This is a genomic window from Nocardioides sp. NPDC054178, from assembly GCF_055585005.1.
Genome location: NZ_JBVJKY010000003.1, coordinates 324590 through 339805, shown reverse-complemented (window position 1 = coordinate 339805; position 15216 = coordinate 324590). Strand labels below are relative to the sequence as shown.

The following is a 15216-nucleotide window of genomic DNA, read 5'->3' as shown; positions in this document are numbered from 1 at the left end:
TCCAAATGCTTCCTGGGGCTGCATATAGTGGCGCCGCCGGGGGCCGAAGGTGCCTCACCCGGCGGGAAGGAACCGATGAGTGAGGGACTCGACCGGCTCGCTGCCACGCTGCGGGTGCCGGCGACGCGGCTCGCGCCGCTGGAGGCGTACGACGACCAGCAGCTGGGCCGGTTCGACGATCTGGTCCGGGGCGCGATGACCGCGGAGGACAAGGCCTTCGACGCCTCCCTCGACGAGGCGCTGAAGCTGGTGCCGAAGATGCTGCGCGGGGTCGTCCAGAAGATGCTCGGAGGCAGCCGATGACCGCCCTGACCAGCGCGCTGGAGATCACCAAACTCGCCCACGAGATGCACGTGGACGAGGCCGAGCTCGCCTTCCTCGCCACCACCTCCCCCGACGATCTGCGTGACCTGCGCGGGATCGTCTCGCACGCGATGTTCAGCCGTCACGAGTCCCGGGTGAAGGGGCTGGCCGCGGTCAGCAAGAAGCTCCCCGCCGCCGTCACCGCGAAGATCACCGAGATCGCGATGGGCCCGATGCTCAGCGCCCGGGTCGCGGCGGTGATGGACCCTGCCGACGCCGCGAAGCTGGCCGGCCATCTGAAGCCGGAGTTCCTCGCCGAGCTCTCGGTCCATCTCGACCCGAGCCGGGTCGAGGGCATCATCGCCAAGCTGGACAGTGCTCTGGTCATCGAGGTCGGTCGCCGGCTGCTCGCCCAGGGTCACCTGATGGCACTGGCCCGCTTCACCGGCGTGGTCAGCCCGGCGACCTCGCTCGAGGTCGTCGACGGCGCCTCGGGCGCCCAGATCCTCCAGCTCGCGCTCTTCATCGACGAGCCCTCCGTGGTCGACCCGATCCTCGCCGGCCTCCCCGACGAGACCGTCGCCGAGATCGCCGCCGCGACCGCCGAGCACGGCGAAGCCGGCGACGCTCTCCTGGCGGCACTCACCGAGGACAGCCGCGCCAGGATCGCCTCGCTCACCTGAGGCCGAGGCGTCACTCCCGTCGCTCGACTGGGAGGGCTGTGCCATCTCGACCGACGTACGTGACGCCTCGGCGGGCTCGTCAGCTCGCGCCCCCGCGGCTTCTCCGCGCTGCGGCGGCGAGCAGTGCCGTACCGGCCAGCAGGATCGTGGCCAGGGACAAGCCCGCCACACCGAAAGGACCGCGGAACCACCCAGAGGCGCGCGGGGCGGGGCGAGGTACGGGTGGGACCGAGAGAAGATCGCCGGCGAAGCTGATCGGGTCCGACGAGGTGCTGTCGATCCTGGTCAGGACCTCCCGCCGGCCGGTCTCGATATCGGTGGCCACCAGACGCCGGGAAACATCGTCGGCGGTCTGCGTCATCGCGACCACCGAGCCCTCATCACGCCAGCCCACGACGTCCACATAGTCCTCCGGACCTGGCACCTTCCGACTCTCCTCGCCCAGCCTGTTGTCCCACGAGGAGACCAGCAGCGGCCCGCGGTCGCGTCGGACACGTACGGTCCTGGTCGAGGTGCCATCGATCGCGACCCCATCGACGCTCCGCAGCGGCAGCCGCACACCTTTCAAGGGCTGCGGCAGACCGTCGCGGGGAGCGGCATCGGGACGGCGTACATCCCAGACCCGGAAAGGCGCGGCCCGCAGGTCATCGGTGCGCGGCCGTAGGGACTCGAAGTGCCCGATGACGAGCTGATCGGAGTCGATCCATGCCACGCTCTCCCCGGGCGTGGTCGAGAGCCGCACGACCTCGCCCGTCACTGTGTCGTAGACCCCGAGAGCAGTGGCGTCGCCGCACTCCCATGGCACCCATGGCCGGGACACCCGATTGATCCAGAACGCCATCCGCCGTCCGTCCGGCGAGAGCTCGACGAAGCCGCAGCGATAGGTGTCCTGCTCCATCGGGATGTCGAGGAAGGCGTACGCACCGGTCTCCGCGGAGACGCCGGCGACCTGCCGCTCGTAGAGCGGCCGGAAGAGTGGGATTCCGCCGATCATCCGCCCTCTGTTGGAGGTCCAGGCGACCGCGAGGGGTCCGATCAGCCCGACCTCGTCGGTTCCGTGCAGGTCACGGTCGACGTCATGGAGCCGGGTCGGCAGTGCGCCACCCGGCGGCACCACGGGATCATCCCCACCAGGCGTCGCACAGGCCGCCATCAGACCCAAGGCGGCCACAAGGCACAGCACCACAGACGTACGAATCGGAGACCGCACTTTCACAACCCCTTCGTCCGGCCCGATTCCGGTGAACTCGACAAAGTCGGCTCAGACTGCCAGGGCAGACGCCACGACAGGACGCCTTCTGCTCACGATTCGGCAACGGCCCGTCGCCTCCCGAGGGAGACGACGGGCCGTGGATGACCGCGGAGGATCAGGCGTTGACCAGGCTGCGCAGGACGTACTGCAGGATGCCGCCGTTGCGGTAGTAGTTGGCCTCACCGGGGGTGTCGATGCGGACGACCGCGTCGAACTCGACGCCCGTGTCGGTGGTGACCTTGACCGTCTTCGGGGTGACGCCCTCGTTGAGCGCGGTGATGCCGGAGATCGAGAAGGTCTCCTCACCGGTCAGGCCGAGGCTCTCGGCGTTCTGGCCCGCCGGGAACTGCAGCGGGATGACGCCCATGCCGATGAGGTTGGAGCGGTGGATGCGCTCGAACGACTCGGTGATGACGGCCTTGACGCCCAGCAGCGAGGTGCCCTTGGCGGCCCAGTCGCGCGAGGAGCCGGAGCCGTACTCCTTGCCGCCCAGGACGACCAGCGGGGTGCCGGCCGCGGCGTAGTTCTGTGCGGCGTCGTAGATGAACGACACCGGGCCCTCGGGCTGGGTGAAGTCGCGGGTGTAGCCACCCTCGGTGCCCGGGGCGACCTGGTTCTTGATCCGGATGTTGGCGAAGGTGCCGCGGATCATGATCTCGTGGTTGCCTCGGCGCGAGCCGTAGGAGTTGAAGTCCCGCTGCTCGACACCGTGCTCGATGAGGTACTTGCCGGCGGGCGAGTCCTTCTTGATGTTGCCCGCGGGGCTGATGTGGTCGGTGGTGACCGAGTCGCCCAGCTTCAGCAGGACGCGCGCGCCCTCGATGTCGGTGACCGGGGACGGGGTCTTGGCCATGCCCTCGAAGTAGGGGGCCTTGCGGACGTAGGTCGACTCCTCGTCCCAGGTGAAGGTGTCACCGGTCGGGGTCGGCAGGTTCTGCCAGCGCTCGTCGCCCGCGAAGACGTCGGCGTAGTCCTTGGTGAACATGTCGGAGTCGATCGCGGTGGCGATGGTCGCCTCGACCTCGGCCGGCGAGGGCCAGATGTCCTTGAGGAAGACGTCGTTGCCGTCGTGGTCCTTGCCGAGGGAGTCCTCGAGCAGGTTGAGGTTCATGTTGCCGGCCAGGGCGTAGGCGATGACCAGCGGCGGCGAGGCGAGGTAGTTCATCTTCACGTCGGGGTTGATCCGACCCTCGAAGTTACGGTTGCCGGAGAGGACCGAGACGACGGCGAGGTCGTTGTCGTTCACCGCGGCGGAGACCTCGGGGATGATCGGGCCCGAGTTGCCGATGCAGGTCACGCAGCCGTAGCCGACCAGGTTGAAGCCGACCTTCTCCAGATAGGGGGTGAGCCCGGCCTTGTCGTAGTAGTCGGTGACGACCTTCGATCCCGGCGCGAGGGTGGTCTTGACCCACGGCTTGCGGGTCAGGCCCTTCTCCACGGCCTTCTTCGCCAGCAGCGCGGCGCCGATCATGACCGACGGGTTGGAGGTGTTGGTGCAGGAGGTGATCGAGGCGATCGTGACCGCGCCGTTCTCCAGCTCGAACTCGGTGCCGTCGGCCAGCTTGACCGGGATCTTCGCGTCGGTCTGGGAGGTGTAGGACGGCAGGTGCCCCTCGAAGGAGGTCTTGGCGTCGGTGAGCTCGACGCGGTCCTGGGGGCGCTTCGGGCCGGCGATGCTCGGGACGACGGTGGAGAGGTCGAGCTCGAGCGTCTCGGAGAAGCGCGGCGCGGCGGCCGGGTCGTGCCACAGACCCTGCTCCTTGGCGTACTTCTCCACCAGCGCCAGCTGCTCCTCGGAGCGGCCGGTGAGCTTGAGGTAGTTGATGGTCTCCTCGTCGACCGGGAAGATCGCGATGGTGGAGCCGAACTCGGGGCTCATGTTGCCGATGGTGGCGCGGTTGGCCAGCGGCAGCGCGGTCACGCCGGCGCCGTAGAACTCCACGAACTTGCCGACCACACCGTGCTTGCGCAGCATCTCGGTGATGGTGAGGACCAGGTCGGTGGCGGTCGAGCCCTCGGGCAGGTCGCCGTGGAGCTTGAAGCCGACCACGCGCGGGATCAGCATGGAGACCGGCTGGCCGAGCAGCGCGGCCTCGGCCTCGATGCCGCCCACGCCGAAGCCGAGCACGCCCAGGCCGTTGACCATGGTGGTGTGGGAGTCGGTGCCGACGCAGGTGTCGGGGTAGGCCTGCAGCTCGCCGTCGACCTCACGGGTGAAGACGGTGCGGGCCAGGTGCTCGATATTGACCTGGTGGACGATGCCGGTGCCCGGCGGGACGACCTTGAAGTCCTCGAAGGCGGTCTGGCCCCAGCGCAGGAACTGGTAGCGCTCGCGGTTGCGCTCGTACTCGATCTCGACGTTGCGCTCGAAGGCCTCCGGGGTGCCGAAGACCTCGGCGATCACGGAGTGGTCGATGACCATCTCGGCCGGCGAGAGCGGGTTGATCTTGGTCGGGTCGCCGCCGAGCTCGGCCGCGGCCTCACGCAGGGTGGCCAGGTCGACGATGCAGGGCACGCCGGTGAAGTCCTGCATGATCACGCGCGCCGGCGTGTACTGGATCTCCTTGTCGGGCTCGGCGGTCTCGTCCCAACCCGCCAGGGCCTTGATGTCGTCGGCGGTGATGTTCGCGCCGTCCTCGGTGCGCAGGAGGTTCTCCAGCAGCACCTTCAGAGAGAAGGGCAGCGACGCGACGTCGAGGCCCTCACCCTTGACCGCATCCAGGCGGAAGATCTCGTAGGACTTACCGTCCACGTCCAGGGTGCTCTTGGCACCGAAGCTGTCCTTGCTGGCCAACGCGTTCATCTCCTTGCTCGCGTCCACAGTGACGTACGAATTCAAGTCTTTGAGGCCCATCCTGCCCCGGCTACCTACGCCGGGAAAACAAAGGCTCACCTAACCTTTTACGACGGACATGCCGTCGATCTCTTGATATCAAGATACATGATGTCGAACGACATTTCGAATCACCGCGGCGCGCCGTGTTGTGACCACCGCCGCTGACAGCGATCCTCGGATGCTCCATGATTGGCCCGACCCCGATGAACTGAGGAGAGCCTTGAGCACCCTGATCGCCGTCGTGGCGCTGGTGATCGCCGTGGCCGCCGCAGCCGTCGCCTGGCGCCTGAGGCGCGCCAACAAGGCGCTGCGTGCCGAGACCATCGGTCTGCTGTGGCGGCTGGAGCAGGCCGACCTCTCGGCCCCGCGCACCGCCTACGCCGAGCTCCCGCCCGAGGACCGGCTGCTGAGCATCCGCATCCTCAACCCGCTCGAGCTGGCGTCCGCGCAGACCAAGGCGGCCACGATGCTGCACAAGGTCCGGCCGGCACTGCTCTCCAAGATGGTCTACGACCAGGCCGCCGAGTCGCTGCGCGAGCGGCTCGCCGACGAGGGCGTCGTGGCGGAGGTCAAGGTCCATGCTGGTCGCTAGCCTCGCGCTGCTCGGCGCGCTCGGCGCCGGGGTGGTCGTCACTCTCGCCTTCCTCGAGCAGCGTCGTGCGGAGCAGGCCCTGGAGGACGTACGCCTCGCGGATCTGAAGGCGCGCACGTCGCTCGCCGAGGCCGAGCGGGCCGCGGACTGGCTCAGCCCGATCACCGACCCGATCACGGCACCGTTCGCGGAGGCGACCCGGTCGGTGGCCGGGGCGCTGGCCCGGGTGGTGCCCTACTCCGGGCGCCGTGCGCCGCGCGTGCTCAACGCCATGCCGGCCACGACGACCGGCGAGCTGCTGGGCGCCCTCGGCCCACACCTCGACGAGGCCGTCCTGGACCGCCGGGACCTGATCACCGACCTCTCCGAGGACCCGACCATGGCGATGCGGATCATCGTCGACGAGCACGAGAGATCGCGTAGGTAGGGCCGCCTCAGGCGAGGGTGGCCAGCCGCTCGCGCAGGCGCCCGCGCTCCTCTTCGGTGAGCGGCACCTGTGCCTCCTCGATGTAGTCCATCGCCTCGTCGAGCCCGATCTCGCGGTGCTCGGTCTGCTCGCCCTCGCGGCGGATGGTGACGGTGTCGTGGGTGAGGCTGAGGTGTCTGTCCTCGAGGAGCTTCGTCACGATCAGCCGATGCCGGAAGTGCACCGTGGGGTGGGTGCTCGTGTAGTGGTGGCCGAGGGCGACATCGCTGGGCACGACCAGCGCCTCGTCGTGGGTGTGCATCAGCTCCCAGCCGTCGTCCTTCCCCCGCTCCAGGGCCCAGCCGTGCTCGCTCCGCCGCACCCGGTAGGAGATGCCCCGGACCTCGTCGACCGCGCCGTCGGCCAGCGGGATCGGGCGCCACAGGCTCAGCCCGAACCCGGGATCGAGCAGCAGCCGCTCGCCGTCCAGATCGACCACGACCACCAGATGCGTACGCCCCGACGCGGTGGGGTCGGGACCGACCCGGGCGAGCCGCCGTTCGACGGCGAAGCCGAGCCGGTCCAGCACCGCGCCGAGCAGCGTGCCGTGCTCGAAGCAGTAGCCGCCTCTCCCCCGGCCGGCGAACTTCGCCTGGACCTCGGGCAGGTCGACGCCGGGGTGCTGGTCGAGCAGCACGTCGATGTTGTCGAAGGTGAAGGTGCGCAGGTGGGCGTCGTAGAGCTCGTCGAGGACCTCACGCGACGGGCCGGGTGGCTCGCTCACCCCCACCCGCTCCAGGTAGGCGGTCAGGTCGAGCCGGTCGGTGCCCCACAGGTCATCGCTCACGGCAGCATCTCAACGCCGATGCTCCCGGCGCGCAACCGATATCCGTCGCACCGCGACGGTGTCAGCGGGGAGTCAGGAGCGCGACCGCCTCGACGTGATGGGTCATCGGGAACAGGTCGAAGGCGCGCAGCGTACGCAGCCGGTAGCCGTGCTCGGCGAAGATCGCGACGTCGCGGGCCAGCGCGGCGGGGTCGCAGGCCACGTAGGCGACCTTGCCCGGCTCCCGTGCGACCACGGCCTCGACGACCCGGCGGCGGGCGCCCTCACGGGGCGGGTCGAGGACGACGAGGTCGAAGGGGCCTTCGGCGAGGCCGGCCAGCACGGTGGCGACGTCACCGGCGGTGACCTCGGCGGCGGGGACGTTGCCCACCGAGAGCGCGGAGGCGGTCTGGTCACCCTCGACGGCGACGACACGTCCGGTGGGACCGACCTCGTCGGCGAGGAAGGCGGAGAAGAGCCCGACGCCGGCGTAGAGGTCCAGGACGCTCTCGCCCGGCGCCGGCGAGAGGGCGGACAGGACCGCGGAGACCAGGGTCGCGGGTGCGCCCGGGTGGACCTGCCAGAAGCCGTCGGCGGCGACCTCGAAGGAGTGCTCGGCGCCGCCGACCTCGACCGTCTCCACGACCGTCCCGGCACCGGGCTCGCGGGCGTCGGCGGTGGCGATCAGGCAGTCGTCGACCGGGATGACCTCGTGCGAGCGGTACTTCCGCATGCCGCGGCCGCCGCCCGGGGCGGTCGCGTAGCGCTGACGGGTGCGCCAGCGCAGCCCGTCCACGTCACCGGGGACGGCCTCGACGGCCAGGTCCGCGACGAGCGGGTCCTCGGCGGAGAGGCCGCCCAGCCGGACGAGCTGCTCGCGCAGCACCGTCGCCTTCAGCTCGCGCTGACCCGACAGGGAGACGTGCTGGAAGTCGCAGCCGCCGCACAGGCCCGGACCGGCGTAGGGGCACGGCGGAACGACCCGTTCCGGTGCGGCCGAGACCACCGAGACCGCGTCGCCGCGCCAGAACCGGTCACCGGCGGTTCCCTCGGTGATCTCGACGACCACCTGTTCACCGGGCAGGGCGTGGCGTACGAAGACGACGCGAGAGGCCTCCTCGACCGGCACCCGGGCGACGAAGTGACCGCCGTGCGCGACCGGGCCGACCTCGACCTCGAAGCGCCGCCCGACGTACGACTCGCCCTTCGACGTCTTCGGGCGGGGCCGCCGTCCGCGGGGCGCGGGACGCTGCGGGCGGCTCATCGGCGCCCGCTTCCGCGGCGCAGGCCGGGGGCGAGCCAGTATTCCTCGCGCATCTCCTCGGCGCGCTCCTTGCCCGAGGCGAGCTGGTAGGGCACCGAGATGACCATGACGCCCGGGGTGAACAGCAGCCGGCCCTTGAGCCGCAGCGCCGTCTGGTTGTGGAGCAGCTGCTCCCACCAGCGGCCGACGACGTACTCGGGGATGTAGACAGCCACCACGCCACGCGGGTTGGCGTCACGGATCGCGGAGGCGTACTCGACGACGGGGCGGATCAGCTCGCGGTAGGGCGAGTGGAGCACCTTCAGCGGCATCGGCAGGTTGCGCTCGTCCCACTGCTTGAGCAGCTCGGCGGTGTCGGAGTCGGTGGTCGAGACCGTCACGGCCTCGAGCGCGTTGGGCCGGGTCGCTTGGGCGAAGGCCAGCGCGCGCAGCGTCGGCTTGTGGAGCTTGGAGACCAGGACGATCGCGTGGACCCGGGTCGGCATGACCTTGTCCTGCTCGTCGGCGGCCAGTTCGCGGGCGACGTTGTCGTAGTGACGCCTGATCCCCAGCATGACCAGGTAGAAGAAGCCCATCGCCAAGATCGTGATCCATGCTCCGGCGAGGAACTTGGTGATCAGCACGATCACCAGCACGACCGAGGTCATCCCGAGACCGAAGGCGTTGATCGCTCGCGACCGCTGCATCCGGTGGCGCTCGCCCGGGTCCCGCTCGGTGGCCAGGTGGCGGGTCCAGTGGCGGATCATGCCCAGCTGGCTGAGGTTGAAGGAGACGAAGACGCCGACGATGTAGAGCTGGATCAGCTTGGTGGTCTGCGCCTCGAAGATGACGATCAGCGCGATCGCCAGCACGGCCAGGAAGACGATGCCGTTGCTGTAGGCGAGCCGGTCGCCGCGCGCCCCCAGGGACCGCGGTGCGTAGCCGTCCTTGGCGAGGATCGAGCCGAGGACCGGGAAGCCGTTGAACGCGGTGTTGGCGGCCAGGACCAGGATGATGCCGGTGACGGTGATGACGAAGTAGAAGCCCGGCGGGAAGTCGCCGAAGACGCCGGCCGCGATCTGGGAGATCACCGGGTGCTGCTCGTAGCCCGCCGGCACGGCGTCGCCGGCGGCGGTGCGGAGGTTCTCGAGGCGGTGCGGGTCGACGTAGCGGATGCTCATCTGGTTGGCCAGCACGATGATGCTCATCATCATCGTCACCGCGATCAGGCCGAGCAGCAGCAGCGTGGTGGCGGCGTTCTTGCTCTTGGGCCGCTGGAAGGCGGGTACGCCGTTGGAGATCGCCTCGACACCGGTCAGCGCCGCACACCCGGAGGAGAACGCCCGGGCCAGCAGGAAGACCAGCGCGATCTGGTTGAGGGTGCCCTCCCAGCCCGCCTCGGGCTGGATGTGGAGGGCCGCGCTCTCCGCCTGGGGCAGGTTGCCGCCCACCAGCAGCACCAGCCCGTAGAGGCCCATGCCGAGGATCGCGAACATGAACAGGTAGGTCGGGACCGCGAAGAACGTCCCGGACTCGCGTACGCCACGCAGGTTCATCGCGGTGAGCAGCACGACCGCGACCGAGGCGACCAGCACCTCGTGGCCGATCAGACCGGGGATCGCGCTGGCGGCGTACTGGGCGGCGTTGGAGATCGACACCGCCACCGTGAGCACGTAGTCGACCAGCAGCGCGCTCGCCACGGTCACGCCCGCGTTGCGCCCCAGGTTGACGGTCGCGACCTCGTAGTCGCCGCCGCCGCTGGGGTAGGCGTGCACCGTCTGCCGGTAGGAGGCGACCACGGTGAGCATCACCAGGGCCACGACCAGGCCGATCTTCCAGGACCAGGCGTACGCCGAGGCTCCAGCCACCGCCAGCATGATGAAGATCTCGTCGGGCGCGTAGGCCACCGAGGAGAGCGCGTCGCTGGCGAAAACGGGTAGCGCGATGCGCTTCGGCAGCAGCGTCTCGCCCAGCTGAGAGCTTCGAAGCTTGCGACCGATCAGGATCCGCTTGGAGACATCACCGACACCCACAACGGCAGACGCTACGGCACATCGCGGCTTCCTCGCGCTTCCGGATCGCCACACCCACCGGGACACGCCAGCGAACACGCCAACTTCGAGGGCGTAGGCGACGCGCGACCCGGGCGAGTGCAATCATGACACGGTGCACGTAGTGATCATGGGCTGTGGCCGTGTCGGCTCGACCCTGGCCAGGAGCCTCGAGGACCGCAACCACACGGTCTCGGTCATCGACCAGAACTCCGACGCCTTCCGTCGGCTCGGACCGGGGTTCAACGGCGACAAGGTCGCCGGGATGGGGTTCGACCGGGAGGTCCTGCTCAAGGCCGGGATCAAGCGGGCCGAGGCGTTCGCGGCGGTCTCCAGCGGTGACAACTCCAACATCATCTCCGCCCGGGTGGCGCGCGAGGAGTTCGGCATCCAGCAGGTCGTGGCGCGCATCTACGACCCCGGCCGCGCCGAGGTCTACCAGCGCCTCGGGATCAGCACGGTCGCGACGGTGAAGTGGACCGCCGACCAGGTGCTCCGCCGGCTCCTGCCGGCCGGCGCCGAGCCCGACTTCCGCGACATGTCGGGCAACATCCGCATCGACCAGATCATCATGCCCGAGTCCTGGGTCGGCGAGCGCACCATCAAGTTCCAGCGCCAGTCCGGTGCGCGGATCGCGTGGATCGACCGGCTCGGCGAGGGGATCATCCCGGTCCGCGAGAGCGTGATCCAGGAGGGCGATGTGCTCCACATCGTGATGCGCGAGGAGAACACCGCGCAGGCGTACAAGACGATCAAGAACGGCCCCGAGGAAGACTGATGCGCGTCGCTATCGCCGGGGCCGGGGCCGTCGGCCGGTCCATCGCCCGTGAGCTGATCACCAACGGCCACGAGGTGCTCCTCATCGACAAGAACCCGGGCTCGATCAAGCCCGAGCGGGTCGCCGACGCGGAGTGGCTGCTCGCCGACGCGTGCGAGCTCTCCTCGCTCGAGGAGGCCAGGCTCGACAACTGCGACGTGGTCATCGCCGCGACCGGTGACGACAAGGCCAACCTGGTCTGCTCGCTGCTGGCCAAGACCGAGTTCGGCGTCCCGCGCACCGTGGGCCGGGTCAACCACCCCAACAACGAGTGGCTCTTCACCGAGGCCTGGGGGGTCGACGTCAACGTCTCCACCCCGCGGATCATGTCCGCGCTGGTCGAGGAGGCCGTGACCGTCGGCGACCTGGTGCGCCTGTTCACCTTCCGGCAGGGTCAGGCCAACCTGGTCGAGATCACCCTGCCCGCCGACTCGCCCTACGTCGGCAAGCCCACCGGCCTGGTGCCGTTCCCGGAGAACTGCGCGCTGGTCACGCTGCTGCGTGACGGCCAGGTCTACGTGCCCACCCCCGAGCAGCCTCTCGAGCAGGGTGACGAGCTCCTCTTCGTCGTACCCACCGAGAAGGAGGACGAGCTCGAGCGTCTCCTGGCTCCGACCGGCCACGGCGGCTGACGCCGCAGACCTCGTCCGCAGCAACCCCACGATCTCGGCAGGACGACAGTTGGCGCGCTCTCCCCTCCTCCAGACGCTTCGTCCTGTCCGGGGAAGGCTGGTCGCCAGCCTGCTGCTGATGGTCGTCTCGACCGTCGCCGGGCTGGTGCCGCTGGTCGGGATCGTCGAGCTCGCCCGGATCCTGCTGCCCACGGCCTCCGGAGACGCCGTCGACGCCGACCGCGCCTGGCTCGTGGTCTGGGTGAGCGTGGCGGCGCTGCTGGTGCGCCTGGCGACCGTGCTCGGCTCGTCCTGGCTCTCCCACGTCGCCGACCTCGACCTCTCCATCCACCTGCGCCGGCTGCTGGTCGCCCGGCTCGGCCGGGTGCCGCTGGCCTGGTTCACCGAGCGCAACTCCGGCACCGTCAAGAAGGCGGTGCAGGACGACGTCGCGGCGCTGCACCATCTGGTCGCCCACTCGGTCATGGAGCTCACCGCGGCGATCACGCTGCCCGTGGTCGTCGCCGGCTACCTCTTCGCGGTCTCCGCGCCGCTCGCCCTGGTCACCCTGCTGCCGCTCGCGCTCGGGCTGGTCGGGTTCCGGATCTCGATGCGAGGTGCCGCGAGGCTCTACCGTGACTACGACGCCGGGCTGGCCGAGCTCGCTGCGGCGACGGTCGAGAACACCGGCGGGATCGCGGAGATCAAGACGTTCGGCGCCACCGGACAGGCCCATCGGCGGCTGGCGGAGGTCGCGACCCGGTTCGGCGGGTTCAACCGGGCCTGGATGCGCCACTCCGCGCTCGGCATGCTGCTGATGGAGCTCGCCCTGACACCGGCACTGACCCTGGTCCTCGTGCTCGGCGCCGGGATCTGGATGCTCCGGGCCACCTGGATCACCGGCCCCGACCTGGTGCCGTTCCTCGTCCTCGGGCTGGCGATGACCGCGCCGGTCACCGTCGCCGGCTACGCCGCCCGCGAGCTGCGCGAGGCCACCGAGGCGGCCCGGCGGATCCAGCGGCTGCTGGCCGAGCCGGAGCTCCCCGAGCCGGCCGTTGCCGCCCCGGCCCCGGCCTCTGCCCGGGTGGAGATCCGCGACGTCTCCTTCGCCTACTCCCCCGGCGCCCCGCCGGTGCTCCACGACATCGACCTGGTCCTCGAGCCCGGCACCGTGACCGCGCTCGTGGGCCACTCCGGGTCGGGCAAGTCGACGCTGGCCAAGCTGCTGCCCCGCTTCGCCGACCCGAGCGCCGGCGGGATCACCATCGCCGGGGTGGACCTGCGGGAGATGACGAGCGCCCAGCTCTACGAGCAGGTCTCCTTCGTCTTCCAGGACACCGGGCTGCTGCGTACCTCGATCCGGGACAACATCCGGCTCGCCCACCCCCAGGCGCCCGACGAGGACGTACGCCGCGCGGCGGAGGCCGCCCAGATCGCCGACCGCATCGACGAGCTCCCACGCGGCTACGACTCGGTGGTGGGCGAGGACGGGCAGCTCTCCGGTGGCGAGCGGCAGCGGGTCGCGATCGCCCGCGCCCTGCTGTCCGACACCCCGATCCTGGTCCTCGACGAGGCCACCGCCGCGGCCGATCCCGAGTCGGAGGCGCTCGTCCAGCGGGCCCTGTCCCGCCTCGTCGCCGGACGTACGCTGCTGGTGATCGCGCATCGGCTCTCGACGGTCACCGCGGCCGACCAGATCGTGGTCCTCGACGAGGGCCGGGTCGCCGAGCTCGGCACCCACGAGGAGCTCCTCGCCCGGGGCGGGCGCTACGCCCGGCTCTGGGCCGCCGACCAGCGCGCCCACCCGGCCCCCGTCGGTAAGAAGGAGTCGGCATGATCACCATCGTCCGCCTCCTCGCCGACCTCCTCGATCACCCTCACCGGCGCCAGCTCGCCCGCGTCGTGGCGATGTTCGTCGCCACCGGCGTACTCCAGGGTCTGGCCTTCGCCTGCGTGGTGCCGGTCCTGGACGCCGCGCTGCGCCAGGACTGGGACGCCGCGACCACCTGGCTGGGCGTGCTCGCCGGCCTCTTCGTGGCCCATCACATCGCCCTGACGGTGGGCAACCTGGACGGCTACGACCTGGCCTGCGACCTGCTCGACATCACCCTGGCCCGGCTCGGCGACCACACCGTGCGGCTGCCGCTGGGCTGGTACGACCAGGACCGCACCGGGCAGCTCTCCCGGATGGCCTCCAAGGGCGCCACCGACATCGCCTCGGTGCCGGGGCACCTCCTGCGGCCGCTGATCGCCGCCGTGGTCAGCCCGGTCACGGTGGTCGTCGCGATGGCCTTCCTGGAGTGGCGCCTGGCGCTCGCGCTCCTCGTCGGGGTGCTCGCGGTGCTGGCCGCCACCCGGCTTCTGGCGCGGATCGTCGGCCGCGGCGAGGGGGCCTACGACGCGGCGATGGCGGAGGGCTCGGCACGGGTGGTCGAGTTCGCGCTCAACCAGCCGGCGCTGCGGGTCTTCGGGCGCACCGTGCACGGCAACGAGCTGGTCGAGACCGCGCTGAGGGAGCAGCGGCGGGCGTCGCGACGGCTGCTGGTGACCGGGTTCGGCGGCCTGGGGATCCAGCTCCTCTCCATCCAGGCCCTGCTCACCCTGGTGATCGCCCTGGCCGTCCACCTCAGCCTCGGCGGGACGCTCGCCCCGGCCACCGCGATCGGGCTCCTCGTCCTCACGGTGCGGTTCGTGGAGTCGCTGATCGACTACGGCGAGCTCTCCAGCGCGCTGCGGATCGCCGAGGGCTCGTTGCGACGTGTCCTCGACGTGCTCGCGCTCGACCCGCTCCCCGAGCCCGCCACGCCCGGCGAGCCGGCCGACAGCGGCATCGAGCTGCGCGGCGTGGCCTTCTCCTACGACGGCACCACCCGGGTCCTCGACGACGTCTCCCTCCTCGCACCGCCGCGGTCGCTGACCGCCGTGGTCGGCCCGTCCGGCTCGGGCAAGAGCACCCTGCTGCGCCTGGTCGCCCGGTTCCACGACGTCACCGCCGGCTCGGTGATGCTCGGTGGCGTCGACGTACGCGATCTGGGGACCGAGGCGCTGATGCACCGCGTCTCGATCGTCTTCCAGGACGTCTACCTCTTCGAGGGCACCCTGCGCGACAACGTGATGATGTCGCGGCCCGAGGCCACCGACGACGAGCTGCGAGAAGCCGCCCGCCTGGCCCGCGTCGACGACATCGTCGAGCGCCTCCCCCACGGCTGGCAGACCCGGATCGGCGAGGCCGGCTCCACGCTCTCGGGCGGCGAGAAGCAGCGGGTCTCGATCGCCCGGGCGCTGCTGAAGGACGCCCCCGTCGTCCTTCTCGACGAGGCGACCGCCGCCCTCGACGCCGAGAACGAGGCCGCCGTGCAGGAGGCGCTCACCGCGCTGTCGGCCGACCGGACCGTCATCGTCATCGCCCACCGCCTCCAGACCGTCGTCGCCGCCGACCAGATCGTCGTCCTCGACGGCGGCCGGATCGTGGAGCGCGGGTCCCACGAGGAGCTTCTCGCCCACGGTGGCCGCTACCTCGACTTCTGGCGCGAGCGCACGCAGGCCGAGGGCTGGCGGCTTCTCGCCGGAGAGTAGCCGCCGGGCCGTCCCCGAGG

The 15216-nt window shown here is 70.4% G+C and carries 13 protein-coding genes; 8 read left to right on the top strand and 5 right to left on the bottom strand.

Translation table 11 applies throughout. The annotated features are described in order from the left end of the window. Window positions 1-75 precede the first annotated feature (75 nt). Together ACZ6WN_RS14225 and ACZ6WN_RS14220 are read left to right on the top strand one after the other, a co-directional pair. Entirely contained in the window at window positions 76-303 is a 228-nt protein-coding gene (locus ACZ6WN_RS14225) for a hypothetical protein (protein ID WP_465865350.1), read from the top strand. Beyond that, a complete protein-coding gene (locus ACZ6WN_RS14220) occupies window positions 300-986 on the top strand; it encodes a hypothetical protein (protein ID WP_465865348.1) in 687 nt (228 codons plus the stop codon). Before ACZ6WN_RS14225 ends, ACZ6WN_RS14220 begins: the two co-directional genes overlap by 4 nt. 79 nt (window positions 987-1065) lie before the next feature. Here ACZ6WN_RS14220 and ACZ6WN_RS14215 read toward each other — a convergent pair whose 3' ends face one another. After that, window positions 1066-2103 (bottom strand): hypothetical protein, encoded by a 1038-nt coding sequence (locus ACZ6WN_RS14215; RefSeq protein WP_465865346.1) that lies wholly within the window; start codon window positions 2101-2103, stop codon window positions 1066-1068. Window positions 2104-2353: 250 nt separating this feature from the next. After that, window positions 2354-5041 carry an aconitate hydratase AcnA gene (acnA, locus tag ACZ6WN_RS14210; RefSeq protein WP_465865344.1) on the bottom strand — a complete coding sequence of 896 codons (2688 nt, stop codon included), beginning with the start codon at window positions 5039-5041 and terminating at the stop codon, window positions 2354-2356. 253 nt (window positions 5042-5294) lie between these two features. Here acnA and ACZ6WN_RS14205 point away from each other — a divergent pair, with 253 nt between their 5' ends. Further along, complete coding sequence (locus ACZ6WN_RS14205; RefSeq protein ID WP_465865342.1) at window positions 5295-5666, top strand: hypothetical protein; 372 nt, start codon at window positions 5295-5297, stop codon at window positions 5664-5666. Continuing rightward, window positions 5653-6093 (top strand): hypothetical protein, encoded by a 441-nt coding sequence (locus ACZ6WN_RS14200; protein ID WP_465865341.1) that lies wholly within the window; start codon window positions 5653-5655, stop codon window positions 6091-6093. Before ACZ6WN_RS14205 ends, ACZ6WN_RS14200 begins: the two co-directional genes overlap by 14 nt. Before the next feature lie 7 nt (window positions 6094-6100). Here the strand turns inward: ACZ6WN_RS14200 and ACZ6WN_RS14195 are convergent, their stop codons facing one another. The 3 genes from ACZ6WN_RS14195 to ACZ6WN_RS14185 form a co-directional block, all read right to left on the bottom strand. Beyond that, on the bottom strand, window positions 6101-6919 hold the full coding sequence (locus ACZ6WN_RS14195) for an arylamine N-acetyltransferase family protein (RefSeq protein ID WP_465865339.1): 819 nt from the start codon (window positions 6917-6919) through the stop codon (window positions 6101-6103). A gap of 61 nt (window positions 6920-6980) precedes the next feature. Continuing rightward, on the bottom strand, window positions 6981-8162 hold the full coding sequence (locus tag ACZ6WN_RS14190; protein ID WP_465865337.1) for a class I SAM-dependent RNA methyltransferase: 1182 nt from the start codon (window positions 8160-8162) through the stop codon (window positions 6981-6983). After that, window positions 8159-10174, bottom strand: coding sequence for an APC family permease (locus ACZ6WN_RS14185; protein WP_465865335.1), 2016 nt, complete (start codon window positions 10172-10174; stop codon window positions 8159-8161). The genes ACZ6WN_RS14190 and ACZ6WN_RS14185 overlap by 4 nt, the downstream gene beginning before the upstream one ends. Window positions 10175-10307: 133 nt before the next feature. Here ACZ6WN_RS14185 and ACZ6WN_RS14180 point away from each other — a divergent pair, with 133 nt between their 5' ends. From ACZ6WN_RS14180 to ACZ6WN_RS14165, 4 genes are all read left to right on the top strand, one after another. Next, window positions 10308-10970: a potassium channel family protein gene (locus tag ACZ6WN_RS14180; RefSeq protein ID WP_465865334.1), complete on the top strand. Its 663-nt coding sequence runs from the start codon at window positions 10308-10310 to the stop codon at window positions 10968-10970. Continuing rightward, on the top strand, window positions 10970-11641 hold the full coding sequence (locus ACZ6WN_RS14175) for a potassium channel family protein (RefSeq protein ID WP_091041412.1): 672 nt from the start codon (window positions 10970-10972) through the stop codon (window positions 11639-11641). Before ACZ6WN_RS14180 ends, ACZ6WN_RS14175 begins: the two co-directional genes overlap by 1 nt. Window positions 11642-11759: 118 nt before the next feature. Continuing rightward, window positions 11760-13457, top strand: coding sequence for an ABC transporter ATP-binding protein (locus ACZ6WN_RS14170; RefSeq protein WP_465865332.1), 1698 nt, complete (start codon window positions 11760-11762; stop codon window positions 13455-13457). After that, a complete protein-coding gene (locus ACZ6WN_RS14165) occupies window positions 13454-15196 on the top strand; it encodes an ABC transporter ATP-binding protein (RefSeq protein ID WP_465865331.1) in 1743 nt (580 codons plus the stop codon). The genes ACZ6WN_RS14170 and ACZ6WN_RS14165 overlap by 4 nt, the downstream gene beginning before the upstream one ends. Window positions 15197-15216 lie beyond the last annotated feature (20 nt).